Source organism: Micromonospora sp. ZG13, assembly GCF_059359355.1.
Genome location: NZ_JCADBQ010000005.1, coordinates 102,340 through 126,173 on the forward strand (window position 1 = coordinate 102,340; position 23,834 = coordinate 126,173).

General features: G+C 71.5%; 22 protein-coding genes and 1 tRNA gene. 9 read left to right on the top strand and 14 right to left on the bottom strand.

What is annotated here, in order from left to right; translation table 11 throughout:
* Positions 1 to 28 precede the first annotated feature (28 nt).
* Entirely contained in the window at positions 29 to 1,624 is a 1,596-nt protein-coding gene (gene rpsA, locus AC5L34_RS13240) for a 30S ribosomal protein S1 (protein ID WP_088999324.1), read from the bottom strand.
* Between the two features lie 296 nt (positions 1,625 to 1,920).
* Here rpsA and AC5L34_RS13245 point away from each other — a divergent pair, with 296 nt between their 5' ends.
* The 5 genes from AC5L34_RS13245 to AC5L34_RS13265 all read left to right on the top strand — a co-directional run bounded on the left by AC5L34_RS13245 (position 1,921) and on the right by AC5L34_RS13265 (position 4,619).
* Entirely contained in the window at positions 1,921 to 2,742 is an 822-nt protein-coding gene (locus AC5L34_RS13245; RefSeq protein WP_441174769.1) for a class I SAM-dependent methyltransferase, read from the top strand.
* Positions 2,743 to 2,845: 103 nt separating this feature from the next.
* Positions 2,846 to 3,067, top strand: coding sequence for a hypervirulence associated TUDOR domain-containing protein (locus AC5L34_RS13250; RefSeq protein ID WP_441174770.1), 222 nt, complete (start codon positions 2,846 to 2,848; stop codon positions 3,065 to 3,067).
* A complete protein-coding gene (locus tag AC5L34_RS13255; protein ID WP_441174771.1) occupies positions 3,054 to 3,404 on the top strand; it encodes a DUF3140 domain-containing protein in 351 nt (116 codons plus the stop codon). The genes AC5L34_RS13250 and AC5L34_RS13255 overlap by 14 nt, the downstream gene beginning before the upstream one ends.
* 52 nt (positions 3,405 to 3,456) lie before the next feature.
* Positions 3,457 to 4,206: an SDR family NAD(P)-dependent oxidoreductase gene (locus tag AC5L34_RS13260; protein WP_441174772.1), complete on the top strand. Its 750-nt coding sequence runs from the start codon at positions 3,457 to 3,459 to the stop codon at positions 4,204 to 4,206.
* A gap of 47 nt (positions 4,207 to 4,253) precedes the next feature.
* Positions 4,254 to 4,619 carry a MerR family transcriptional regulator gene (locus tag AC5L34_RS13265; RefSeq protein ID WP_088999318.1) on the top strand — a complete coding sequence of 122 codons (366 nt, stop codon included), beginning with the start codon at positions 4,254 to 4,256 and terminating at the stop codon, positions 4,617 to 4,619.
* Between the two features lie 115 nt (positions 4,620 to 4,734).
* Here the strand turns inward: AC5L34_RS13265 and polA are convergent, their stop codons facing one another.
* From polA to AC5L34_RS13320, 11 genes are all read right to left on the bottom strand, one after another.
* Positions 4,735 to 7,434 (bottom strand): DNA polymerase I, encoded by a 2,700-nt coding sequence (gene polA, locus AC5L34_RS13270; RefSeq protein WP_441174773.1) that lies wholly within the window; start codon positions 7,432 to 7,434, stop codon positions 4,735 to 4,737.
* Positions 7,435 to 7,610: 176 nt separating this feature from the next.
* On the bottom strand, positions 7,611 to 8,420 hold the full coding sequence (locus tag AC5L34_RS13275; protein WP_494825107.1) for an amino acid ABC transporter ATP-binding protein: 810 nt from the start codon (positions 8,418 to 8,420) through the stop codon (positions 7,611 to 7,613).
* Entirely contained in the window at positions 8,417 to 9,397 is a 981-nt protein-coding gene (locus tag AC5L34_RS13280; protein ID WP_494825109.1) for an amino acid ABC transporter permease, read from the bottom strand. Before AC5L34_RS13280 ends, AC5L34_RS13275 begins: the two co-directional genes overlap by 4 nt.
* A 2-nt stretch (positions 9,398 to 9,399) precedes the next feature.
* Positions 9,400 to 10,311, bottom strand: a complete 912-nt coding sequence (locus AC5L34_RS13285; RefSeq protein WP_441174776.1) for an ABC transporter substrate-binding protein — start codon at positions 10,309 to 10,311, stop codon at positions 9,400 to 9,402.
* Between the two features lie 33 nt (positions 10,312 to 10,344).
* The gene (locus tag AC5L34_RS13290) at positions 10,345 to 11,055 is read right to left on the bottom strand and encodes an ABC transporter ATP-binding protein (RefSeq protein WP_088999313.1); all 711 of its coding nucleotides are present in this window, start codon (positions 11,053 to 11,055) and stop codon (positions 10,345 to 10,347) included.
* Positions 11,045 to 11,890 carry an ABC transporter ATP-binding protein gene (locus AC5L34_RS13295; protein ID WP_441174777.1) on the bottom strand — a complete coding sequence of 282 codons (846 nt, stop codon included), beginning with the start codon at positions 11,888 to 11,890 and terminating at the stop codon, positions 11,045 to 11,047. Before AC5L34_RS13295 ends, AC5L34_RS13290 begins: the two co-directional genes overlap by 11 nt.
* Positions 11,883 to 12,992 carry a branched-chain amino acid ABC transporter permease gene (locus AC5L34_RS13300; RefSeq protein WP_357563217.1) on the bottom strand — a complete coding sequence of 370 codons (1,110 nt, stop codon included), beginning with the start codon at positions 12,990 to 12,992 and terminating at the stop codon, positions 11,883 to 11,885. Before AC5L34_RS13300 ends, AC5L34_RS13295 begins: the two co-directional genes overlap by 8 nt.
* The gene (locus tag AC5L34_RS13305; RefSeq protein WP_363902537.1) at positions 12,989 to 13,939 is read right to left on the bottom strand and encodes a branched-chain amino acid ABC transporter permease; all 951 of its coding nucleotides are present in this window, start codon (positions 13,937 to 13,939) and stop codon (positions 12,989 to 12,991) included. Before AC5L34_RS13305 ends, AC5L34_RS13300 begins: the two co-directional genes overlap by 4 nt.
* Before the next feature lie 108 nt (positions 13,940 to 14,047).
* Positions 14,048 to 15,208 carry a branched-chain amino acid ABC transporter substrate-binding protein gene (locus tag AC5L34_RS13310; RefSeq protein ID WP_363903831.1) on the bottom strand — a complete coding sequence of 387 codons (1,161 nt, stop codon included), beginning with the start codon at positions 15,206 to 15,208 and terminating at the stop codon, positions 14,048 to 14,050.
* Between the two features lie 259 nt (positions 15,209 to 15,467).
* Entirely contained in the window at positions 15,468 to 16,634 is a 1,167-nt protein-coding gene (locus tag AC5L34_RS13315; protein ID WP_494825113.1) for a hypothetical protein, read from the bottom strand.
* 81 nt (positions 16,635 to 16,715) lie between these two features.
* Positions 16,716 to 17,336, bottom strand: coding sequence for an ANTAR domain-containing response regulator (locus AC5L34_RS13320; RefSeq protein ID WP_101411756.1), 621 nt, complete (start codon positions 17,334 to 17,336; stop codon positions 16,716 to 16,718).
* 95 nt (positions 17,337 to 17,431) lie between these two features.
* Between AC5L34_RS13320 and AC5L34_RS13325 the strand changes: the two genes are divergently transcribed.
* Both AC5L34_RS13325 and AC5L34_RS13330 read left to right on the top strand, forming a co-directional pair.
* Positions 17,432 to 17,509: transfer RNA gene (locus AC5L34_RS13325), tRNA-Leu, on the top strand.
* Between the two features lie 15 nt (positions 17,510 to 17,524).
* On the top strand, positions 17,525 to 18,292 hold the full coding sequence (locus AC5L34_RS13330) for a helix-turn-helix domain-containing protein (protein ID WP_441174779.1): 768 nt from the start codon (positions 17,525 to 17,527) through the stop codon (positions 18,290 to 18,292).
* A 186-nt stretch (positions 18,293 to 18,478) separates the two neighbouring features.
* Here AC5L34_RS13330 and AC5L34_RS13335 read toward each other — a convergent pair whose 3' ends face one another.
* Positions 18,479 to 19,657, bottom strand: a complete 1,179-nt coding sequence (locus AC5L34_RS13335; protein ID WP_441174780.1) for a trans-sulfuration enzyme family protein — start codon at positions 19,655 to 19,657, stop codon at positions 18,479 to 18,481.
* Positions 19,658 to 19,740: 83 nt separating this feature from the next.
* On the opposite strand from AC5L34_RS13335, the gene AC5L34_RS13340 reads away from it, so the two are divergent.
* Positions 19,741 to 20,220 carry an Lrp/AsnC family transcriptional regulator gene (locus AC5L34_RS13340; protein ID WP_088999305.1) on the top strand — a complete coding sequence of 160 codons (480 nt, stop codon included), beginning with the start codon at positions 19,741 to 19,743 and terminating at the stop codon, positions 20,218 to 20,220.
* Positions 20,221 to 20,290: 70 nt separating this feature from the next.
* Positions 20,291 to 21,301 carry an LLM class flavin-dependent oxidoreductase gene (locus AC5L34_RS13345; RefSeq protein ID WP_441175131.1) on the top strand — a complete coding sequence of 337 codons (1,011 nt, stop codon included), beginning with the start codon at positions 20,291 to 20,293 and terminating at the stop codon, positions 21,299 to 21,301.
* Positions 21,302 to 21,526: 225 nt separating this feature from the next.
* Here AC5L34_RS13345 and AC5L34_RS13350 read toward each other — a convergent pair whose 3' ends face one another.
* Positions 21,527 to 23,797, bottom strand: a complete 2,271-nt coding sequence (locus tag AC5L34_RS13350) for a rhamnogalacturonan lyase family protein (RefSeq protein WP_494825116.1) — start codon at positions 23,795 to 23,797, stop codon at positions 21,527 to 21,529.
* Positions 23,798 to 23,834 lie beyond the last annotated feature (37 nt).

Genomic DNA, 23,834 nt, shown 5'->3' on the forward strand with positions numbered 1-23,834 from the left:
GGGACGGGGCCCGTCGTCGTTCAGCGGGTCACTTGCCGCCGGCGAGCTTCTCCCGCAGAGCGGCGAGCGCCTCGTCGGTGGCCAGGGTGCCGGCCGGCTCCTCGGCCTGGCGGCTCGGGGCCGCGCTGGTCGAGGTGGTGGTGCCACCACCGGTGACGGCCGGAGCCGGGTTGGCAGCGGCCTCGGCGTCGGCGGCCCGGGAGGTCTGCACCTGCTTGGTGTGGGCCTCCCAGCGCTGACGCGCCTCGGCGTACTGGTTCTCCCAGGTCTCGCGCTGCTTGTCGTACCCCTCGAGCCACTCGCCCGTCTCCGGGTCGAAGCCCTCCGGGTAGATGTAGTTGCCCTCGGCGTCGTACGTCGCGGCCATGCCGTAGAGGGTCGGGTCGAAGTGCTCCTCGCCCTCGACGAAGCCCTCGTTGGCCTGCTTGAGCGACAGCGAGATCCGGCGGCGCTCCAGGTCGATGTCGATGACCTTGACCATGACCTCGGAGCCGACCTGGACGACCTGCTCCGGGATCTCCACGTGGCGCTCGGCCAGCTCGGAGATGTGGACCAGACCCTCGATGCCGTCGTCCACCCGGACGAAGGCGCCGAACGGCACCAGCTTGGTGACCTTACCCGGCACGATCTGCTGGATCGCGTGGGTGCGGGCGAACTGACGCCACGGGTCCTCCTGGGTCGCCTTCAGCGACAGCGAGACCCGCTCGCGGTCCAGGTCGACGTCCAGGACCTCGACCTCGACCTCCTGGCCCACCTCGACGACCTCGGACGGGTGGTCGATGTGCTTCCAGGACAGCTCGGAGACGTGCACCAGGCCGTCCACGCCGCCCAGGTCGACGAACGCGCCGAAGTTGACGATCGAGGACACGACGCCCTTGCGGACCTGGCCCTTCTGGAGCTTGTTGAGGAACTCGGTGCGCACCTCGGACTGCGTCTGCTCCAGCCAGGCCCGGCGGGACAGAACCACGTTGTTGCGGTTCTTGTCCAGCTCGATGATCTTGGCTTCGAGCTCGCGGCCGACGTACGGCTGCAGGTCACGCACCCGACGCATCTCGACCAGGGAGGCGGGCAGGAAGCCGCGCAGCCCGATGTCGAGGATGAGGCCACCCTTGACCACCTCGATGACCGAGCCGCGGACGACGCCGTCCTCGTCCTTGATCTTCTCGATGGTGCCCCAGGCCCGCTCGTACTGCGCCCGCTTCTTGGAGAGGATCAGACGACCCTCCTTGTCCTCCTTCTGGAGGACCAGGGCCTCGATGTGGTCACCAACCGAAACGACCTCGGCCGGGTCCACGTCGTGCTTGATCGACAACTCCCGAGAGGGGATGACGCCCTCGGTCTTGTAGCCGATGTCGAGCAGGACCTCGTCCCGATCGACCTTGACGACGGTGCCTTCGACAATGTCGCCGTCGTTGAAGTACTTGATGGTCTCGTCGATCGCGGCGAGGAAAGCCTCCTCGGAACCGAGATCGTCGTGGGTGACCCGGGTGGCGCTCGAGGGGGCCTCGATGCTGCTCGTCATGTGGGCGGTTGCTCCGGTCGGATGGTGTGTCACAGCAGGCTGGTGTGTCGCGGTGACCTGTTCGCGCCAGCGGATCCGTCGCCGGGCACACCGAAAGATCATCGCGTGAGATCATGGATGTGGCTCCGCCAGTGGTCCCGGAGACCGCGCACCTGCTCCCTGCCGAGGCACACGATCCGCGAGCGCATCGTCTAGCCTACCCGCTGTATTACCACAGCGTGCAAGGCCTCCCGCCCTCTCGTCGCCTCGTCAGCTGCGAAAGCGGAGATATCGGTAGGAAGACGTCGCAGATGTAGCGTCCGTCACAGGAGCATCAGGGTGAACGGTAGCGCCGCACGCCACGCCACGCACCGCGGGGGTAGGCCGGCGCGCGGGTCCCCCGGGGCTAGCGTGGGCGCGTGGATGACGACAGCCGGGTGACCCGGCGCCGGGTCGGCGACGCCGAGGCCCGCCGCGCGAACCGCCGCTGGTGGGACGCCGACGCCGACGACTACCAGGCCGAGCACGGCCGGTTCCTCGGCGACCTGGACTTCGTCTGGTGCCCCGAGGGCGTGCGGGAGGCCGACGTACGGCTGCTGGGTGAGCTGGCCGGGCGGCGGGTGCTGGAACTCGGCTGCGGGGCCGCCGCCGCCGCGCGGTGGCTCGCCACCCGCGGCGCCCGGCCGGTCGCCCTCGACCTGTCCGCCGGGATGCTGCGGCACGCCGCGCTCGCGGCCGCCCGCACCGGCGTACGCGTGCCGCTGGTGCAGGCCGACGCGCTGGCGCTGCCCTTCGCCGACGCCGCGTTCGACACCGCCTGCACCGCGTTCGGGGCGATCCCCTTCGTGGCCGACTCGGCGGCGGTCATGCGCGAGGTGTTCCGCGTGCTGCGCCCCGGCGGCCGATGGGTGTTCTCGGTGACCCACCCGATGCGGTGGATCTTCCTCGACGATCCCGGCGAGGGCGGGCTGACCGCCGTGCACTCGTACTTCGACCGCTCTCCCTACGTCGAGCAGGACGAGACCGGCGACGCCACCTACGTCGAGCAGCACCGCACGCTCGGTGACCGGGTCCGCGAGCTCGTGGGTGCCGGATTCCGCCTGGTCGACCTGGTGGAACCGGAGTGGCCCGAGGGGCACGAGGAGATCTGGGGGCAGTGGAGCCCACTGCGCGGCCGGCTGTTCCCCGGCACCGCCATCTTCGTCGCGGAGAAGCCCGCCCGCACGACAGCGCGGAGCTGATCGGGCTGGTCGAACCGTTCGAGATCAAGCTGCCGATCGCCTACATCACGCCGTAGCCCGCGGCTCGTCGTTTCGGCCCGTCGACGCCGGGTACCCGCGCGGCATGGCCGAGCAGAGCGAGTTCCGCAGAGGCGACCACGTCTCCTGGGCCAGCCACAGCGGCCGGGCGTACGGCGTGGTGAAGGAGAAGATCACCGAACGGACGCACGTACGCGGGCACGCCGTGAACGCGTCCCCGGACGACCCGCAGTACCGGATCCGCAACGACGACTCGGGACGCGACGTCGCACACCGACCGGAGGCGCTGCGCCATGAGCAGGGGTGACGAGGGCCGCGACACCTACCGGGAGTTCACCGAGGCGGTGAACATGAAGCCGACCGAGCTGTCGAAGTGGCTGGAGACCGACGAGTCGAAGCAGGTCGGCTGGCACAAGGGCGGGCGCTCCGGCGGCGGCGAATCGGTCGGGCACGAATCCGGGAGGAAGATCATCAGTCTGCTGCGGCGCAAGCGTGCCGAGCTCTCCGAGGGCGACTACCGGCACATGCGCAAGGTCGTCGGCTACGTCCGCCGGCACATGGCGCAGCGCCCCTCCGGCGACGTGCGCGACACGAAGTGGCGCTGGTCGCTGATGAACTGGGGCCACGACCCGCTGAAGCGCTGAGCGGCGCCGCGCTTGACCCTGCCGCTGACGGCAGGGTCCGACGATGCGCGCCATGAGTCGTACGCAGCGCAGGATCGTCGTCGTCACCGGGGCGGGCACCGGAATCGGACGGGCCACCGCCCACGAGTTCCGCGCCCGGGGCGCGCACGTCGTCGCCGTGGGCCGACGGGCCGCGCCCCTGGCGGAGACCGCCGCCGGTGACGCCGGCATCGAGCCGCTGGTCGCCGACGTCACCGCACCCGGCGCCGCCGAGCGGATCGTCGGCGCCGTCACGCGGCGGCACGGCCGCCTCGACGTGCTGGTCAACAACGCGGGCGTGGCCGGCGGCGGTCCGCTCGGTTCGCTCGCCCCCGAGGCCGTCGAGCGCCAACTGGCGACGAACCTGGTGGCGCCGCTCCTACTCACCCAGGCGGCGGTGCCGGCGCTGACCGACAGCCGGGGCGTCGTCGTCAACGTCACCACGTCGGTCGGGTCGCGGGCCTGGCCGGGCAGTTCGCTGTACGCCGCGGGAAAGGCCGCCCTGGACTCGCTGACCCGCAGCTGGGCGGTGGAGCTCGCGCCGTACGGGATCAGGGTGGTGGCGGTCGCGCCCGGCGCCGTCGACACCCCGATCGGCGCGCACCAGGGGTTGACGCCGCAGCAGCAGGCCGAGGTACGCCGGTGGCAGGTGGCCCGCACGCCGCTGGGACGCGTCGGCCGCCCCGAGGAGGTGGCGTGGGTGATCCTGCACCTCGCCGACCCGGCGGCCGGCTTCGTCACCGGCGTCGTGCTGCCGGTCGACGGCGGCGCCGTGATCGCGTGACGGCGCCGCGCGCCGCACTGGTAGAACGGTGCCCGGAGGTGCGGACCATGCTGATCGGCGAGCTGGCGGCGGCCACCGGCGCCACCCCGCGCGCGCTGCGGCACTACGAGCGGCACGGGCTGATCGACTCCCGGCGGGCCCACAACGGCTACCGCGTCTACGACGCGCGGTCGGTCGGCCGGGTGCGCAACATCCGCCACCTGCTGGCCGCCGGCCTGACGCTCGACGACGTACGGACGTTCCTGCCCTGCCTGGACGGCGACGTGGCCGCAGCCGCGCCCGCGCCGGCCGGCGTCCGGGTCGCCCTGGACCGGCTCGCGGTGCTCGACGCCCGCATCGCGGCGCAGACGGCGGTACGCGACCGGCTGGCGGCGGCCCTGCGCGCGGCGGGCACGGCCGTCCCCAACGGCTGACGGCGACGCGGGCCCTGCCCCGATCACATCCGTTCCGCGCGGTTCGACGGGCGACGCCGGCCCTGCCGCCCTCCCCGGGCGGGGCCGGCGCCGACGCGCGGCGGGACGGTGCCCGTCAGTGGTCGGCGCTGTTCCAGTCCCGGCCCTCGCCGACCGAGACCTCCAGCGGCACCGACAGCGGGTGCGCCCCGCCCATCTCCCGCCGCACCAGCGCCTCCAGGGTCTCCCGTTCGCCGGGGGCGACCTCGAAGACCAGCTCGTCGTGCACCTGGAGCAGCATCCGCGAGCGCAGGCCCGCCTCGCGCAGGGCGGTGTCGACGTGCAGCATGGCGACCTTGATGATGTCGGCCGCCGAGCCCTGGATGGGGGCGTTGAGCGCCATCCGCTCGGCCATCTCCCGGCGCTGCCGGTTGTCGCTGACCAGGTCGGGCAGGTAGCGGCGGCGGCCCAGGATGGTCGAGGTGTAGCCGTCGTGGCGGGCGCGGGCGACGACCTCCTGGAGGTAGTCGCGCACCCCGCCGAACCCGGCGAAGTAGTTCTCCATCAGCCCGCGCGCCTCCTCGGCGGTGATCCCGAGCTGCTGGGAGAGGCCGAACGCGCTCAGCCCGTACGCCAGGCCGTAGTTCATCGCCTTGATCTTGCGGCGCTGGTCGGCGGTGACCTCGTCCACCGGCACCCCGAAGACCGACGAGGCGGTGGCGGCGTGGAAGTCGGCGCCGGAGTTGAACGCCTCGATCAGCGCCTCGTCCGACGACAGGTGCGCCATGATCCGCATCTCGATCTGGCTGTAGTCGGCGGTCAGCAGGCAGTCGTAGCCCTCCCCCACCACGAAGGCGCGCCGGATGCGGCGGCCCTCCTCGGTGCGGATCGGGATGTTCTGCAGGTTGGGCTCGGTCGAGGAGAGCCGACCGGTGGCCGCCACCGTCTGGTTGAAGGTGGTGTGGATGCGGCCGTCGTCGGAGACCGACTTGAGCAGCCCGTCGACGGTCGTCTTCAGCTTCGCCACGTCGCGGTGGCGCAGCAGGTGGGCCAGCACCGGGTGCGGGTTCTGCGCGTAGAGCCACTGGAGGGCGTCGGCGTCGGTGGTGTAGCCGGTCTTGATCTTCTTGGTCTTGGGCAGGCCCAGCTCGCCGAAAAGGATCTCCTGCAACTGCTTCGGCGAGCCGAGGTTGAACTCCCGGCCGACAGACTCGTACGCCCCCTGGGCGGCGGCCTTCACCTCGGCGGCGAAGTGCGCCTCCAACTCGGAGAGGTAGTGCGTGTCGGCGGCGATGCCGGTGCGCTCCATGCCGGCGAGCACCCGCATCAGCGGCAGCTCCACCCCGGCCATCAGCCGCGCCGACTGCTCGCCGTCGCGGGACAGCTCGGCGTCGATCGCGTCGGCCAGGTCGAGGGTGGCCCGGGCCTGGAGCATGAGGTTCTGCTCCGCCTCGCCGTCGTTGCCGAGCCCCTCCAGCGTGAGCTGGCCGGTCTCCGGGGCGTCGACCCGCAGCTCGCGGTGCAGGTAGCGCAGGGCCAGGTCGGTCAGGTCGTAGGAGCGCTGGTCGGGGCGGGCCAGGTAGGCGGCGATCTGCGTGTCGCGCAGGATGCCCTCCAGGCTCCAGCCGTGCGCGGCGAACGCCAGCACCGCCGGCTTGCTGTCGTGCAGGACCTTGGGCCTTCCGGCGTCGGCCAGCCAGGCCGCCAGGGCCGCCTCGTCGATCGGCTCCAGGGTGGCGGGGTCGACCCAGGCCGCCGCGCCGCCGGCGGTGGCCAGCGCCAGCCCGGTCACGGAGGCGGTGTGCCGGCGGTTGGGGCCCGTGTCGAGCTTCGCGGCCACGCCCACCGGGGTGTCGGCCGGCGCGTGCGTCTCCAGCCACCCGGCGAGCGCCCCGGGCTCGGTGAGCACCTCGCCGGTCAGGTCGAACCCGGACTCGGCCTCCGGCTCCACCGCCTCCAGGTACTGGTAGAGCCGGTCGCGCAGGATGCGGAACTCGAGCGTGTCGAAGACCTGGTGGACGGCCTCGCGGTCCCACCCCTCCCAGCGCGTGTCCTCGGGGCGCAGCGGCAGCTCCAGGTCGGAGACGAGGCAGTTGATCTCGTAGTTGCGGATCACGTCGGCGAGCCGCTCACGCAGGCTGTCGCCGGCCTTGCCCTTGATCTCGTCGGCCCGCGCGATGACCCCGTCGACCCCGCCGTACAGGTTGATCCACTTTGCGGCGGTCTTCGGGCCGACGCCCGGGACGCCGGGCAGGTTGTCGCTGGTCTCGCCGACCAGGGCGGCCAGGTCGCGGTAGCGCTCCGGGGCGACGCCGTACTTCGCCTCGATCGCCGCCGGGTCCATCCGGGCCAGGTCCGAGACGCCCTTGCGCGGGTAGAGCACGGTGACGTTCTCACCGACGAGCTGGAAGGCGTCCCGGTCACCGGTGCTGATCAGCACCGACATGCCCTGGTCGCGGGCCTGGCAGGCGAGGGTGGCGATGATGTCGTCGGCCTCGTAGCCCTCCTTCTCCACCACCGGGATGCGCAGCGCCGCCAGGACCTCCTTGACCAGGCTGACCTGGCCCTTGAAGTCGGTCGGGGTCTCGCTGCGGCCGGCCTTGTACTCCGCATATTTCTCCGTGCGGAAGGAGCGGCGGGAGACGTCGAAGGCGACCACGATGTGCGTGGGCTGCTCGTCACGCAGCACGTTGATCAGCATGGACGTGAAGCCGTAGACGGCGTTGGTCGGCTGCCCCGTCGTGGTGGAGAAGTTTTCCACGGGCAGGGCGAAGAACGCCCTATATGCCATGGAATGTCCGTCGACGAGGAGCAAGCGCGGCGTCGTAGCTGTCACGGCAGCGACTCTAGCCGCCCGCTCCGACACTCCGGGACACCGGCACGGGCGCGCCCCGGCACGGACGTCACCGCCAGGAGGCGCGGCCGACACGGACGTCACCGCCAGGGCCGCGATGGCCGTCACCGGCACGGGCGCCGGCGCGGCCCTCGCGGGGACCGCGCCGGCATCCCGTCTCAGAGCACCTTGGCCAGGAACGCCTTCGTCCGGTCGTGCCGGGGGTTGGCGATCACCTCGCGGGGCACGCCGGACTCGACCACGACGCCGCCGTCCATGAAGACCAGCGAGTCGCCGACCTCGCGGGCGAAGCCGATCTCGTGGGTGACCACGATCATCGTCATGCCGTCGCGGGCCAGGTCCTTCATCACGTCGAGCACCTCGCCGACCAGCTCCGGGTCGAGCGCGCTGGTGGGCTCGTCGAAGAGCATCAGCTTCGGCTGCATCGCCAGCGCCCGGGCGATCGCCACCCGCTGCTGCTGCCCGCCGGAGAGCTGGCTCGGGTAGTTGCCGAGCTTGTCGCCCAGCCCCACCCGCTCCAGCAGGGCGGCGGCCCGGTCCCGGGCGGCGGCCTTGGACTCCCGGCCCAGCAGCACCGGCGCCTCGGCGACGTTCTGCAGGGCGGTCATGTGCGGGAAGAGGTTGAACCGCTGGAACACCATGCCGATCGCGCGGCGCTGGGCGGCGACGTCCTTCTCCCGCATCTCGTGCAGCTTGCCGCCGCGCTCGCGGTAGCCGATCAGGTCGCCGTCCACCCAGATCCGACCGGCGTTGATCTTCTCCAGGTGGTTGATGCAGCGCAGGAACGTCGACTTGCCGGAGCCCGAGGGGCCCAGCAGGCAGCACACCTCGCCGCTGCGGACCTCCAGGTCGATGCCCTTGAGCACCTCGATCGCCCCGAACGACTTGTGCACCTGCTCGGCCCGGACCATCGGCCCGGACTCCACCGCCGGCCCGCCGGTCTGCGCCGGCACCGTCAGCTCGGTCATGCGCCGTCCGCCTTCCCGGTCGTGCCGCCGCTCTCCGCCGCGATCCCCCGCAGCCTGGTCCTCGCCCGCCCGCTGCGCCGCACGCCCTTGGAGAAGTGCCGCTCCAGGTAGTACTGCCCGACCAGCAGCACGCTGGTCAGCAGCAGGTACCAGATGGTCGCCGCCACCAGCATCGGAAAGACCTGGAAGGTACGGCTACCCACGGCCCTGAGCTGGAAGAACAGCTCCATCGAGACCGGCACGAAGGCCACCAGCGAGGTGTCCTTGAGCATCGCGATGGTCTCGTTGCCGGTCGGCGGGACGATCACCCGCATGGCCTGCGGCAGCACGATGCGGCGCAGGATCTGCCCCCGCCGCATGCCCAGCGCCTGGGCGGCCTCCGTCTGGCCCTCGTCGACCGACTGGATGCCGGCCCGGACGATCTCCGCCATGTAGGCGGCCTCCGACAGGCCCAGCGCCAGCATGCCGGCGACGAACCCGGTCAGGATGTCCACCGCCGAGAAGCCGAACAGCCGCGCCTCGAAGTCGTCGACCCCGAACAGGGCGCCGATCTGCCGGTCGAAGGGCAGCCCGAACTCGATGCGGGCCCACAGGATGCCCAGGTTGCCGAAGAGGATCGCCAGCACCAGCCGGGGCACCGCCCGGAAGAACCAGGTGTACGCCCACGCGACGCCGCGCAGGATCGGGTTCTCCGACAGCCGCATGACGGCGATGACGACGCCCAGCACGATGCCGATCAGCATGGCGGTCAGCAGCAGCGCGATGCTGCCGCGTACCCCCGCCATGATCGGCGGGCGGAACATCTCGTCGATCATGAACGACCAGTTGAACGCCTTGTTCGTCACCAGCAGGTGCACGAACATGGCCACCAGCACCCCGATCACGGCGACGGCGACCCACCGCCCGGGATGCCGCACGGGCACGGCGCGGATGGGTTCCGGCCGTGCCCGTTCGGGTGTGTCCGTCTCGACCGGCATGGTCAGCTGGTCGGGTTCAGCGCCGGCGTCGTGATGGCGCCGCCCTCGACGCCCCACTTCTTCAGCGCGCCCTCGTACGTGCCGTCGGCGATGACCGCCGCGACGGCCTCCTTGAGCACCTCGGCGAACGCGGCCTGGTCCTTCTTCACCGCGTAGCCGTACGGGGCCGACTCGTAGATGTCGCCCAGCAGCTCCAGCTGGCCGCTGCTCTGCTTCACCGCGTACGCGCCGACCGGGGAGTCGGCCAGCATGGCGTCGTCCTTGCCGCTGACCACGGCGGCCGTGGCGTCGCTCTGCGCCTGGTACTGGTCGATGGTGATCGCCGGCTTGCCGGCGTCGGTGCACTTCTTCGACCGGGCGGTGATGTCGTCGAGCTGCACGGTGCCGACCTGCACGGCGATCTTCTTGCCGCAGGCGTTCTCGGGGTCGACCTTGGCCGGGTTGCCCGACTTGGTCGCCCACTGGGTGCCGGCGGAGAAGTAGCTGACCATGTTGACGGTCTTCATCCGGTCGGCGTTGATGGTGAACGACGAGACGCCGACCTCGTACTTGCCCGAGTCGACACCGGGCAGGATGGCGTCGAACGGCGCCGACTCGTACTCGGCCTTGAGGCCGAGCTTCTGCGCTACCGCGTTGAACAGCTCGATGTCGAAGCCGACGACCGTCTTGCCGTCGGCGTCGAGGAACTCCGCCGGGGCGTACGTCGAGTCGGTGCCGACCTTGATCACGCCGTCGGCCTTGATGGCGTCGGGCACCTTCGCGGCCAGCGCCGAGTCGGCGGCGGCGGTGACGCTGGGGCCGGCGCCGGGCTGCTCGGTGTTCTCCTTCTCGCCGCAGCCGGCCAGCGAGAGGGCGAGCAGCGCGGCGCCGGTGACGCCGAGGGCGGCCCGGCGGCCACCACTGATGAGGAACATGGGGTACTCCTTGCGATGAGGGGTGACGGCCGGTCAGGCCACGCCGAGGTAGGCCTCTTTGACCGCCGGGTCGTGCAGCAGCTCGGCGCCGGTGCCGCTCTTGACGATCCGGCCGGTCTCCAGCACGTACGCCCGGTGGGCGCGGGCCAGCGCCTGCTGGGCGTTCTGCTCCACCAGCAGGACGGTGGTGCCCTGCTGGTTGATCTCGACGATGATGTCGAAGATCTGCTGGATCAGCATCGGCGCCAGACCCATCGAGGGCTCGTCGAGCAGCAGCAGCTTCGGCCGGCTCATCAGCGCCCGCCCGACGGCCAGCATCTGCTGCTCGCCGCCGGAGAGGGTGCCGCCCTGCTGCCTGCGCCGCTCGGCCAGGCGCGGGAAGAGCCCCAGCACCCGGTCGAGGTCCTGGGCGATGCCGGCGCGGTCACGCCGGGTGTACGCGCCCATGTCCAGGTTCTCCAGCACCGTCATGCCCGGGAAGATCCCGCGGCCCTCGGGGGCCTGGCACAGCCCGCGCCGGACCCGCAGGTCCGCCCGGAGCTTGGTGATGTCCTCGCCGTTGAACCGGATGCTGCCGCTGGCGACCGGCCGGATCCCGGAGATCGCCCGCATCGTGGTCGACTTGCCGGCGCCGTTGGCGCCGATCAGGGCGACGATCTCGCCCTCGTCCACCGTCAGGCTGATGCCGTGCAGCGCCTGGATCCGCCCGTAGAGCAGGCTCACATCGTCGATCTCAAGCAGCATCGTCCGGCACCCCCAGGTACGCCGCGATAACCTTCGGGTTCTCCCGCACCTCGGCGGGCAGCCCCTCGGCGATCTTCTTTCCGAACTCCAGCACCACGATCCGGTCGGTGACCCCCATGACCAGGCGCATGTCGTGCTCGATGAGCAGCACGGTCACGCCGGTGTCGCGGATCTGCCGGATGAGCTGGAGCAGTTCCTCCTTCTCCGCCGGGTTGAAGCCGGCGGCCGGCTCGTCCAGGCAGAGCAGCACGGGGTCGGTGGCCAGCGCGCGGGCGATCTCCAGCCGCCGCTGCTCGCCGTAGGAGAGGTTGCGGGCGAACTCGTGCATCCGCTTGCGGATGCCGACGAACTCCAGCAGGCGCTCGGCCTTCTCCCGGCCCTCGCGCTCCTCCTTCCAGTGCCGCGGCAGGCGGAACAGCGCGGAGACGACGCTGGTCTTGTGGTGCGCGTCGGCGCCGACCTGGACGTTCTCAAGCGCGGTCATCTCGGGGAAGAGGCGGATGTTCTGGAACGTCCGCGCCATGCCCATCTTGGTGATCTGGTGCCGCTTCTTGCCGCTGATCTTCTGGCCGCGGAACCGGATCTGCCCCTCGGTGGGCTGGTAGATGCCGGTCATGGCGTTGAAGCAGGTGGTCTTGCCGGCGCCGTTCGGGCCGATCAGACCGAGGATCTCGCCCTTGTAGAGGGTGAAGTCCACCTCGTTCAGGGCGACCACGCCGCCGAAGCGCAGCGTGACCTTGTCGACCTCCAGCAGCGGCTCCCGGGTGGGCACCGCCTCCACGGCCGGTGCGCCGGCCTGCGCCGGAACGACCGGCGTCTGCTCGGTGTCACTCACCGACGGTCACCTCCTTGCGACGATCCTTGAACTCCGCCGCACGTCGTCGGTTGGGGATCAGACCCTCCGGCCGGAAGATCATCATGACCACCAGCACCAGGCCGAAGAACAGGAACCGGTACTCGTACAGCTCGACGCCGAACAGCTCGATGCCACGGAACCGCTCGATCATGTACGCCACGAGGCCGCCGCCGACGATCGCGCCGACGATGTTGCCGGAGCCACCGAAGATGACCGCGGCCAGGATGATGATCGAGTTCAGCAGCTCGAAGTTCTGCGAGTTGACGAAGTTCTGTTTGCCTGCGAACAACGCACCGGCCAGGCCGGCGATCGCGGCGCCTGCGGCGAACGCCCACAGCTTGAACTTGAACGTCGGCACGCCCATGAGCTGCGCGGCGTCCTCGTCCTCCCGGATGGAGATCCAGGCGCGCCCGACCCGGCTGTGGGTCAGGTTCCGCACCCCGATGACCACCAGGATGATCACCGTGAGGACCAGCCAGTAGTACGGCCGGGCGTCGAGCACGCCGAAGACCGGCTTGCCGTCGGCGTACTGGCCGGGCGGGTGCGGGATCTGGTTGAAGCCCCGCTGGCCCTTGAGGAACTCCGAGCTGACCGCGCCGATGCGGATCATCTCGGCGAAGCCGAGCGTCACCAGCGCCAGGTAGTCGCCCCGCAGCCGCAGGGTCGGCGTACCGAGCATCACACCGGAGACCATCGTCAGGGCGATCGCCACCGGCACCGCCAGCAGCCACGGCCACAGCGTCTTGAGGTCGCTGCTCGGCGAGGTCAGCACCGCCACGGTGTACGCGCCGACGGCGAAGAAGCCGAAGTAGCCGAGGTCGAGCAGGCCGGCGAAGCCGACCACGATGTTCAGACCGACGGCCAGCAGCACGTAGATCGAGACGGTGAACATCACCTGCGTGAAGTTCGCACCGGGGGTCGGGATCGGCCCGAGGTACTGGTAGAACTCCTTGTTCGGCAGCGCGTAGAAGAACACGATCACCGCGGCCAGCAGCGCCCAGCGCACCCAGCGCGGCGCGCCGCGCCACCGTTCGCCGGCCGCCTCGCGGCCGGAGCGCACCTTCTCCAAGACGGTCGTCATGCCCGTGCCCTCCCCAGCGACTCACCCAGCAGACCGGTCGGCCGGAACATCAGCAGCACCACCAGCAGCGCGAAGGCGGCGAAGTCCTTCCACTCGCTGCCGAACAGACCGGAGGCGTAGTTCTCGATCAAGCCCAGCAGCAGGCCGCCGACGAGCGCGCCGCGCAGGTTGCCGATGCCGCCGAGCACCGCGGCGGTGAAGGCCTTGAGGCCGAGCAGGAAGCCGACGCTGTAGGTGAGGGTCTGGATCCGTACGTCGTAGAGCAGGCCAGCGACGCCGGCCATGCTGCCGCCGGCGATGAAGACGATCAGGATGATCCGGTCCTTGTTCACGCCCATCAGCGCGGCGGTGTTGGCGTCCTGGGCGACCGCCCGGATGCCGCGACCGACCCGGCTGCGGTTGATGAACATGTCCAGCGCGATCATCATCACCAGCGCGGCGCCGAGGGTGAGCAGCTGCACCCCGTCGATCGGCACGCCGAAGATGTGGAACAGCGGATCCTGGCTGACCAGGATCGGGGCGCCCTCCGGGCGGCGGCGGGTCCAGATGCCGAACGCCTCGGAGATGGCGATGGACGCGCCGATCGCCGTGATCAGGAAGGCCAGCGGCGGCGCGTTGCGCTTACGCAGCGGCCGGTACGCCACCCGCTCGATCACGGTGGCCGTGCCGGCGGAGGCGATCGCCGCGACGATCATCGCCACCAGCAGGTAGAACATGATCGACCCGATGCCGCTGACCTGCGAGTTCTGGTCGAGCCCGAAACCGTTCCAGGTCCAGATCGCCGCGAACGCACCGGCGATGAAGACCTCGGAGTGAGCGAAGTTGATGAGTCTCAGCACGCCGTAGACCAGCGTGTAGCCGAGCGCGACCAGGGCGTAGATCGCACCCTGCGTCAGGCCGGTCGTCGTGTATGTCCCGAAGTTGGAGAACAGGTCGTCGAAGTTCAATGAAGGGACACTCCATCAGGGTCTGGAGAGAAAAGTGGGGCGCGGCCGGGAGCACAGCTCCCGGCCGCGCCCGCGATCACCACTCAATCGCCGTAGCAGCGACCGACGTCAGGACTTGGGGATCTCCTGGTCCGGCACGACCTTGCCGCCGACGACCTTGAAGGCCCAGACCTTGACCTGCGCCGGGTCGAGCTCGCCGCCCTCGACGAACTTGTAGCTCGCCGCGACGCCCTCGCCGCTGTAGCCCTTCACGAACTCCAGCAGGCCCTCACGGGTGGTCTTGCCAGCCTTGATGCCGGCCAGCAGGATGTTCGCGGCGTCGTAGGCCGTGTCGCTGTAGGTGCCCGGCTCGGCCCCGTTGAGCGCCTTGTACTCCTGGACGAAGGTGCCGCGCGCCTCGGCCGCCGGCTGGCACGGGCAGGTGAGGATGGTGCCCTCGGCCGCCGCCGCACCCGCGGAGGTGATGTACGCGGCGTCGTTCACGCCGTCGCCGGCGATCATCGGAGCGGTGACCCCGGCAGCGGTGAGCTGCTTGCGGATCAGGCCGGCCTCCTGGTAGTAGCCGCCGTAGAAGACCGCCTTGACGTTGGCGGCCTTGACCTTGGTGACCACGGCCGAGAACTCGGTCTGCTTGCCCTCGCCCTGGACCTTGTCCGAGGCGACGACCGCCGGGCCGAGCAGCTTCTTGACCTCGTCGGCCAGACCGGCGCCGTACGCGGACTGGTCGTCGATGACGAAGACCTTGTCGGCCTTCAGCACGTTCTTGATGTAGTTGCCGGCCGCCGGGCCCTGGCTGAAGTCGTTGCCGACCGCGCGGAAGAAGGTCTTCCAACCCTGCTCCGAGAGGCTCGGCCGGGTCGCGGAGGGGGTGATGGTGACCAGACCGGCCTCGTTGAAGAGCGGACCGGCGGCCTCCGACTCACCCGAGTAGGCCGGGCCGACGATGCCGAGGATCTTGGTGTCGTCGATGGCCTTCTGCGCCAGACCGGGCGCCTGGTCCGGGCTGCCCTGCGAGTCCAGGGGAACCAGCTCGACCTTGCAGTCGGCGTTCTCCTTGTTGTACTTGTCGACCGCCAGCTTGACGCCGTTGTTCTCGTTGATGCCGAGCGCCGCCGACGGACCCGTCAGCGCGCCGAAGAACGCGATCTTGTTGCCGCAGGCGTCGCCACCGGACGCCGTGTCGTCGCTACCGCTGGAGCATGCGGTGCCGCCGGCGACGAGCGCCAGCATGGCGACCCCACCGATAACGCGCGCGAGCTTCTGCCTCAAGGCCCGAACCCTCCTCCGTCCCATGGTCCGAACCACCCGCTGCCGATTGGCCCTTGCGGGGGCGGACGAACCAGACCGTCGTCGCCGGTCTGGGGCCGGACGCTATCCCACCTTTGAGCTGTGACGAAAGCCCCAGGGGAGCGGGTTGACCGAACCGTTACACGGCGTGGCGGATTCGAAACGATCGCTGTAAGAACCGTCGGCCGCGAAAGCCCCTCACCTTCGTTTCGTCGGTAACGGGTCGAACCCCGTCGACCCCCTACCGATCGATGGTCGGCAACCCGACTGACCAGGCACGGGACGCCTCCCCGTCATCGGACACCAACAACAGTCGATCACCCTGCGACGCCACCGCCACGGCGGTGTTCCCACCATCCGGCACAGGGGTCGGCATGACCATCAGTCGCCATGAATCCCCCGAATCGACGGAGAGCCACACTCCGTAACCACCGCCGTCCCCCGTCACCGCGACCAACTCCCGCCCCGCCGGCACCAGGGCGTCGACCGTGGACACCCCCGGACCGGCCGCGCCGAACCCGCCGGCCCGACGCCATTCGTCACCCACCAGCCGCCAGGTCGCGAACCCGTCGCGCACCGGGCCCACCGCCACCACGGCACCGCCGACCGACGCCACCCGCTGCGCCTGGCCACGCCCGTCCGACACCGGCAGCGCCACCCGCCGCCAGGCCCGCCCGTCGGCCGAGGACCAGGCCAGGGGCGCCTGGGCCGTCGCGCCGGGCGGCAGCACCGCGCCCACCACCCACCACCCCGACGGCACGGCCACCGCGTCGTACGCGACCGTCCGGCCCCGCCCGTCGCCGGCGAGCTCCGCGACGCCCTCCCGGATCGTGAAGCGCTCGCCGTCCGGCGACGTCCACACCGCCGCCCCGTCGACCCGGGCCCCCGCGATCAGCCAACCGGTCGGGCCCGCCGCCAGCCGCGCCACGCTCACCGCGCGCGGGCCCGCGTACAGCTCGAAGGACGCGGGCGCCTCCCGCAACTCCCCGCCCGGCGACTGCGACCAGGTGCCCGTACGCGGGTTGCCGTGCGCGCCGCCGTTCTTCGCCCCGAGCGCCGCCAGCCGGCCGTCGCGGCACGCCGCCGCGTAGAGCACGTGCTGACGGCCGTAGTGGCTCGACGGCGACAACGGCAGGGCCGCCCACGAGACGCCGTCGGTGCTGCTCCAGGCCGCCGGCCGGGTCTCCCCCGCCGCGTCGGCCAGCCCGCCGACCACGTACCACCGGTCGGCACAGGCCACGGCGTCGCGCAGCAGCGGCCGGCCGGACGCGCCCGGCGGCGCGGGCAGGGTCAGCGGCTGCCACCGCGGCCGCAGCGGCTCGTCGGCGGGCTCCGCCGGGGTGCGGTCGCAGCCGGCCAGCAGCACCACGAGGACGCCGAGCACCGCCACCAGTCGCCGGGTCCACATGGATCAGATGCTATCGATCCACGGCCTCCGCGAGGAGTCCCCGGAGCGCACGGCGGCGTGTCGCGCCGCCCCGTGGGGCGGTCAGGAGGTGGGCTGGGCGACCTCGCCGCCGGCGGTCTCGGCGAGGATCCGCTCGGCGACCTCCTTCATGGTCATCCGGTGGTCCATCGCCGTGCGCTGGATCCACTTGAACGCCTGCGGCTCGCTCATCCCGTACGTCGTCATCAGCGCGCCCTTGGCGCGCTCGACCGTCTTGCGGATCTCCAGCCGGTCGGTCAGCCCCGCGACCTCCGCCTCCAGAGCGGCGATCTCCGAGTAGCGCGACAGCGCGATCTCCACCGCCGGGACCAGGTCGCTCTTCTGGAAGGGCTTCACGAGGTACGCCATCGCGCCGGCCGCCCGCGCGCGCTCCACCAGGTCACGCTGGCTGAACGCGGTCAGGATGATCACCGGGGCGATCCGGGCGCCCGCGATCCGCTCGGCGGCGGCCAGGCCGTCCATGATCGGCATCTTGATGTCGAGGATGACCAGATCCGGCTTCAGCTCCTCGGCGAGCCGGACGGCGGTCTCCCCGTCACCGGCCTCGCCGACGACCTCGTACCCCTCCTCGACGAGCATCTCGGCGAGGTCCAGCCGGATCAGCGCCTCGTCCTCGGCGATCAGAACGCGCCTGCGCTCGACGTCCGTCTGCGTCTCGGCCACGAGCCACTCCCACCAGTCTGTGCTCGACACCCGCGGTGCCGGGTGTCGCCGCCCTTAGCGTAGTGGGTAGTCTGTCAGGGCCGAATCATGGAACCGCCCTCGTAGCCCAACCGGCAGCAGGCAATGGACTCAAAATCCATACAGTGTGGGTTCGAATCCCACCGAGGGCACCAGAAATTGTCGTACACATGTTCGACAGTGGCGAGGTGCATCCATCCGAGATCCGCGCTCGCGCCCAGCGGTTGCACCTCTCCGGAGCGAGCATCGCCGACACCGCCCGCAGTGTCGGCCTCTCCTACCACACCGTGTGGCACTGGTGCCGTGACCGGCCAGAACCGCTCATGCAGCCGACTGCGCTGCGCTGCTTCCGCTGCCGACCGACCGTCGGCAAGCCGACAAGTGTGGCCGCCTACGCCTACCTCCTGGGCCTCTACCTCGGCGACGGCCACCTCGTCACGACCGCACGCGTCCCGGTGCTACGCATCTACTGCTCGGACGCCTGGCCCGACCTGATCACCCGCTGCGAGCAGGCCATGCGAGACGTGCTGGCTGGTGCGGTGCAGCGGGTGCAGAAGCAGGGCTGCGTAGGTGTTCAGAGTTACGGCAAACACTGGCTGTGTCTGCTGCCCCAGCACGGGCCCGGCAAGAAGCACGAACGGCCGATCGTCCTCGCCGACTGGCAGAAGGAGATCATCACCAGGTTCCCCGGCGACTTCGTGCGCGGCCTGTTCCACTCCGACGGGTGCCGCTTCGCCAACCGGGTCACCGTCCGGGGCAAGGAGTACGTCTACCCCCGCTACATGTTCAGCAACGAGTCGACCGACATCATGGGGCTGTGCCAGTGGGCGCTGCACCTGCTCGGCGTCGCATGGCGGATGACCCGCCGCAACTGCCTCTCGGTGGCGCGCCGGGAGGCGGTCGCCGCCCTCGACCGCCACGTCGGCCCCAAGTCCTGACCCGCACCTCCGAAGTCCTGACGCGATGGTCCCGGCCCGGGATCGCCGCCACCACGAGCACAAGCAGTGCCGGGACGGGTGCCGCCGCGTCGACCAGGGACGGGTGGGACGTCAGGGATGTCATGCGGGGTCGTTGGCAACCCTGATGTTCCACCCGTCCCCGCACCATGCCGACGTCGGTGCGGGTCAGCCGAGTTCGGCCAGGGCCAGTGCCAGGTCGGCGCGCAGGTCTTCCGGGTCCTCCAGGCCGACGGAGATGCGCAGCAGGCCGCCACACGGCTTGGCCTCGCCCTCGACGGGTCGGTGGGTCAGCGAGGCCGGGTGCTGGATGAGGGTGTCGACGCCGCCCAGCGACACCGCGTGGGTGATCAGCCGGCAGGCGTTGGCCACGGCGGCTGCGGCAGGCGCGCCGCCGCGTACCTCGAAGGCGAGCAGGCTGCCCGGGCCGCTCATCTGCCGCCCGACGAGCCCGGCGGGGTCGTGCAGCGACGGGTGGTGCACGACGGCGACGGCGGGGTGGGTGGCGAGCCAGGCGGCGAGCTTCTCGGCGCCGGCCTGCTGGGCGCGCACGCGCACCGGCAGGGTCTGCAGGCCACGGTGCAGCAGGTACGCGCCGAGGGGGTGCAGGATCGCGCCGGTGAGGGCGCGGACCTGGCGCAGCCGGGCGGCCCAGTCGGCGTCGCAGGCGACCACGCCGGCGAGGACGTCGCCGTGTCCGCCGATGCTCTTGGTGGCGCTGTGCAGCACGAGCGTGGCGCCGTGGCGGGTGGGCTGCTGGAGCACGGGGGTGGCGACGGTGTTGTCGACGAGCAGCGGCACGTCGCCGGCGGCCCGGGCGAGGGCGGCGATGTCGACCAGGTCGAGGGTGGGGTTGGCCGGGGTCTCGGCGATCACCAGGGCGGTGTCGGGGCGGACTGCGGCGGCGACCTCGTCCGCGCGGGCCCAGGTGACGGTGGTGCCGAGCAGGCCGGTGGCGAGCACGTGGTCGGTGCCGCCGTAGAGGGGGCGGACGGCGACGAGGTGCCGCTTTCCGTCCCGGGTGGCGGCGAGCAGGGTGGCGGTGAGGGCGGCCATGCCGCTGGCGAAGGCGACGGCGTCGGTGGTGCCTTCGAGGTCGGCCAGGGCCGTCTCGAAGCGGGCCACGGTGGGGTTCCACAGGCGCTGGTAGACGGCGCTACCGCCTGCGGGAAGGGTGCCGCCGGTGGCGAGGGCCTCGTACGCGTCGCCGCCGGCGTCGACCGACGGCAGCGGGTTGGTGGTGGAGAAGTCGATGGGCGGCACGTGGACGCCGAGGGCGGCGAGGTCGTCGCGGCCGGCGTGCACGGCTCTGGTGTCCACGGTCGTCATGCCGGAAGGATCGAACATAGCGCCAACCCGGGGCAATAGTTCCGAACATGATTCGGTAATTGCACTTGGAGGCGCGGACAGATTCGATGGAAGATGCCTGCATGCCCCTTGCGACGAATGATGTGCGGCGGTTCGCCGACCTGGACGACACCGACCGGGCGATCCTGTCGGAGCTGGCCGCCGACGGCCGGCTGCCGAACAACGCCCTCGCCGAGCGGGTCGGGGTGGCCCCCTCGACGTGCCTGACGCGCACCCGCGCCCTACGGGAGCGCGGGGCGATCCGCGGGTTCCACGCGGAGGTGGATCCGGCGGCGGTGGGGCTGCCGTTGCAGGCGCTGGTGTCGGTGCGGTTGACCGCGCACGAGCGGGCGGCGGTGGACGCCTTCCGGGCCCGGTCCGTGCGGCTGCCGGGGGTGGTGGCGGTGTTCCACGTGGCGGGCGCGGAGGACTACGTGCTGCACGTACGGGCGGCCTCGGCGGACGCGCTGCGCGACTTCGTGCTGGACCATCTGGCCGTGGATCCGGCGGTGCTGCACACCCAGACGAGTCTGATCTTCGAGCAGGCACGCGGCATGGGATGAGGCCCGGCGGGCACCGTGAGCCTGGTTGCCGCGGGGAACAAAGCCGAGGTGGGCGGGGTTGGCCACTCGTGTGATCAACGTACCGCTGTCTGTTCTCGATCTCGCCCCCGTCGCGGCCGGCGCCACCGCCGGCGCGGCGCTGCGGCACACCACCGAGCTGGCCCGACGCACGGAGCAACTCGGGTACCGCCGGTTCTGGGTGGCCGAGCACCACAACATGCCGGCGATCGCGAGCTCCGCCCCGGCGGTGCTGCTCGCGCACCTGGCGGCGCACACGTCGACGATCCGGCTGGGCTCGGGCGGGGTGATGCTGCCCAACCACGCGCCGCTGGTGGTGGCCGAGCAGTTCGGCACGCTGGAGGCGCTGCACCCGGGCCGCATCGACCTGGGCATCGGCCGCGCCCCGGGCACCGACCAGGTGACCGCGCTGGCGCTGCGCCGGACGATGGAGGGGCTGTCGGCGGAGGGCTTCCCCCGGGAGCTGGCGGACCTGATGAACTACTTCAGCGGCGAGCGGCCGGGCCCGATCACGGCCACCCCGGGCCTCGGCGAGCAGCCGGCGGTCTGGCTGCTCGGCTCCAGCGGGTTCAGCGCCCAGCTGGCGGGGCTGCTGGGCCTGCCGTTCTCCTTCGCGCACCACTTCAGCGCGCAGAACACGGTTCCCGCGCTGGCGCTGTACCGGCAGCACTTCCGGCCGTCGAAGTGGCTGGACGCGCCGTACGCGATGGTGGCCGTCAACGCGGTCTGCGCGGACACCGACGAGCGGGCGGAGTGGCTGGCGGGGCCGGCGGCGCTGTCGTTCCTGCGGCTGCGTTCGGGTCGGCCGGAGCCCCTGTCGACGCCGGACGAGGCGGCGGCGTACCCGTACACGCAGGCCGAGCGCGAGTTCGTGCGTCAGCGCCGCGACGGGCAGGCGACGGGCTCGCCCGAGACCGTACGACGGCAGCTCGACGAGCTGCTGGCGCGCACCGGCGCCGACGAGCTGATGCTGACCACGCTCGTGTACGACGTGGCCGACCGGGTGCGCTCGTACGAGCTGATCGCCGAGCGGGTGGCCGGCGGCCTGCGCAGCGAGGGCTGAAACACGATCTTCACGTCGGCGTCACCGGGGCGACGCGTGGCCCGCCTAGGTTTGTCCTCGGTGGTGGTACGGCATTTCCGGTCGGGACGGGTCGGGGATGCCGCGGTGTGGGGCACCGGGCCGGAGCTGTGCGGATTCCGCGGCTGCGGCCCGGTGCCTTTTTCTCTCGTCCCACCACCGGCCGGCGGAGCGCCCCGAGGCGCCGCCGCCGGCCGGGTACCGGGTTCAGCGCAGGTGGATGTCGGGCGTGGGCGGGGCGGCCATCTGGTCGCCGAGGAAGAAGCCCGGGTGCGGGGGCTGGTTGTAGGCGGTGTTCTGCCAGGCGACCGCCACCCGGTACTGCGGGTCGTGCATGAGCGTGTAGATCCGGGTGCTGGTGGGCGTGGGCGTGCTGTAGATCCGCAGGGCGCGGCTGTCGCTGGTGCGCCAGACGACCTCCTCGCGCCAGTCGCCGAACAGGTCGGCGGAGAGCGCCGGGTTGGACTTGGTGCCGTTGTTCGCCGCCACGCCGCTCGCGGTGAGCAGTCGGGTGTCGCCGCCGGTGCCGTACTTGTCGATCCGGGTGCCGTCGAGCAGCTCCCGTACCGGGTCGCCGTCCCACCAGGCGAGGAAGTTCGCCGAGGACGGCCGGCGCCCGACGACGGCACCGTTGGCGTTGTAGAGGTCGCCCATGTGGGTGCCGGCACCCCAGAACTCGGCGCCGGGGCTGCCGGCGTGGATGTCGGCGGCGACGCCCCGGCCGGGGCCCTCCGCTCCCCCGTTGTTCGGTCGCTGCCAGACGACCTGGCCGGTGCGGGCGTCGTGCAGGTCGGCCGCCGGCTGGTTGCCGGACTCGTGGATCGTGAAGACCTCCAGGCCGGCGCGGGCGGGGACGAGGTCGCCGACGTGCAGGGCGTCGCCGTGGCCGAAGCCGGTGGCGTACCTGAGGCGGCCGTCGTCGTCGATGGTGGCGGAGCCGTACACGATCTCCTGCCGGCCGTCGGCGTCGACGTCGGCGACGGAGAGGTTGTGGTTGCCCTGACCGAAGGCGGCGCCGTTGCCCGAGGCGTTCGAGTCGAAGGTCCACCGCTTGCGCAGGGTGCCGTCGCGGAAGTCCCAGGCCGCCACGACCGCCCGGGTGTAGTAGCCGCGGGCCATCACCAGTGACGGCCGCCGCCCGTCGAGGTAGGCGGTGGCGGCGAGGAAGCGGTCGACCCGGTTGCCGTAGCTGTCGCCCCAGGAGGAGACCGTGCCGCGCGGCGGGTCGTAGGCGACGGTGGAGAGGACCGCGCCGGTGCGGCCGTCGAACATGCTCAGGTACTCGGGGCCGGCGAGGACGTACCCGCTGGAGTTGCGGTGGTCGGCGGTGGCGGAGCCGACGACCTGGCCGGTGCCGGAGCGGGTGCCGTCGGCGGTCTTCATGGCCACCTCGGCGCGGCCGTCGCCGTCGTAGTCGTACACCTGGAACTGGGTGTAGTGGGCACCGGCGCGGATGTTGCGGCCCAGGTCGACGCGCCACAGCCGGGTGCCGGTGATGGTGTACGCATCGACGTACACGTTGCCGGTGTAGCCGGACTGGGAGTTGTCCTTGGCGTTCGACGGCTCCCACTTGACCACGAACTCGTAGTCGCCGTCGCCGTCGAGGTCCCCGACGGAGGCGTCGTTGGCGGAGTACGTGTAGCTCTCACCGCTGGGCGTGCTGCCGCCGGGCGGCACCTGCAACGGCACGTCGAGGTAGCCGGCGGGGAACTGGAGCGCGGCCGCGGAGGGGGCCTGTTCCGTACCGCCGACCACGGCGCGCACGGTGTAGGTGGCGTCCGCCGGCGCGCCGCCGTCGAGGTAGTTGGTGGCCCCGGTGATCGGGCTGCTGTTGACCCTGGTCGCGCCGCGGTAGAGGTTGAAGGCCACCCCGGTGGTCTCGGTGCCGAGCAGCCGCCAGGAGACCAGGTTGCCGGTGCCGGAGCGGACGCTGACCAGCCCCCGGTCGAGGTCCTCCATCTGCACCGCCCCGGCCGGGGGCTCGGTGGGCGGCGGGGTCGTGGGCGGCGGGGTCGTGGGCGGCGGACTGCTCGGCGGCGGCGTGGTCGGGCCGCCGGTGGGTGCGGCGCCGGTGCAGGCGGTGCCGTTGAGGGCGAAGCTGGTGGGCGACGGGTTGCTCCCGGTCCACGAGCCGTTGAAACCGAAGGCGGTGCTCGCGCCGGTGGCGATCACCGCGTTGTGGTCGACGTTGCGGGCGGTCACCTGGGCGCCGGACTGGGTGACGAGCGCGTTCCACGCCTGGGTGACCTGCTGACCGGCGGCGTACGACCAGGTCAGGGTCCAGCCGTTCACCGGATCACCCAGGTTGGTGACGGTGACGTCGGCGCCGAAGCCGCCGGGCCACTGGTTGGTGATGCGGTGCTCGACGCGGCAACCGGCGGCGGCCGCCGCGGCGGTGAGGGTGGGCAGCGTACCGGCGACGAGTGCGGCCGCGGCGGCTGCGGCGAGCAGCGCGACGCGGCGGTGGGTGAAGGGCATGGGGGTGTCCTCCGGAGAGGTCGGGCGCGCGGGGCAG

Coding starts and splice junctions, on each gene's coding strand:
- rpsA (WP_088999324.1), bottom strand. CDS start 1,624: ATGATCTTTCGGTGTGCCCGGCGACGGATCCGCTGGCGCGAACAGGTC.
- AC5L34_RS13250 (WP_441174770.1), top strand. CDS start 2,846: ATGGCCGAGCAGAGCGAGTTCCGCAGAGGCGACCACGTCTCCTGGGCC.
- AC5L34_RS13255 (WP_441174771.1), top strand. CDS start 3,054: ATGAGCAGGGGTGACGAGGGCCGCGACACCTACCGGGAGTTCACCGAG.
- AC5L34_RS13260 (WP_441174772.1), top strand. CDS start 3,457: ATGAGTCGTACGCAGCGCAGGATCGTCGTCGTCACCGGGGCGGGCACC.
- AC5L34_RS13265 (WP_088999318.1), top strand. CDS start 4,254: ATGCTGATCGGCGAGCTGGCGGCGGCCACCGGCGCCACCCCGCGCGCG.
- AC5L34_RS13275 (WP_494825107.1), bottom strand. CDS start 8,420: ATGACCGAGCTGACGGTGCCGGCGCAGACCGGCGGGCCGGCGGTGGAG.
- AC5L34_RS13280 (WP_494825109.1), bottom strand. CDS start 9,397: ATGCCGGTCGAGACGGACACACCCGAACGGGCACGGCCGGAACCCATC.
- AC5L34_RS13285 (WP_441174776.1), bottom strand. CDS start 10,311: ATGTTCCTCATCAGTGGTGGCCGCCGGGCCGCCCTCGGCGTCACCGGC.
- AC5L34_RS13290 (WP_088999313.1), bottom strand. CDS start 11,055: ATGCTGCTTGAGATCGACGATGTGAGCCTGCTCTACGGGCGGATCCAG.
- AC5L34_RS13300 (WP_357563217.1), bottom strand. CDS start 12,992: ATGACGACCGTCTTGGAGAAGGTGCGCTCCGGCCGCGAGGCGGCCGGC.
- AC5L34_RS13315 (WP_494825113.1), bottom strand. CDS start 16,634: ATGTGGACCCGGCGACTGGTGGCGGTGCTCGGCGTCCTCGTGGTGCTG.
- AC5L34_RS13330 (WP_441174779.1), top strand. CDS start 17,525: ATGTTCGACAGTGGCGAGGTGCATCCATCCGAGATCCGCGCTCGCGCC.
- AC5L34_RS13335 (WP_441174780.1), bottom strand. CDS start 19,657: ATGTTCGATCCTTCCGGCATGACGACCGTGGACACCAGAGCCGTGCAC.
- AC5L34_RS13340 (WP_088999305.1), top strand. CDS start 19,741: ATGCCCCTTGCGACGAATGATGTGCGGCGGTTCGCCGACCTGGACGAC.
- AC5L34_RS13350 (WP_494825116.1), bottom strand. CDS start 23,797: ATGCCCTTCACCCACCGCCGCGTCGCGCTGCTCGCCGCAGCCGCCGCG.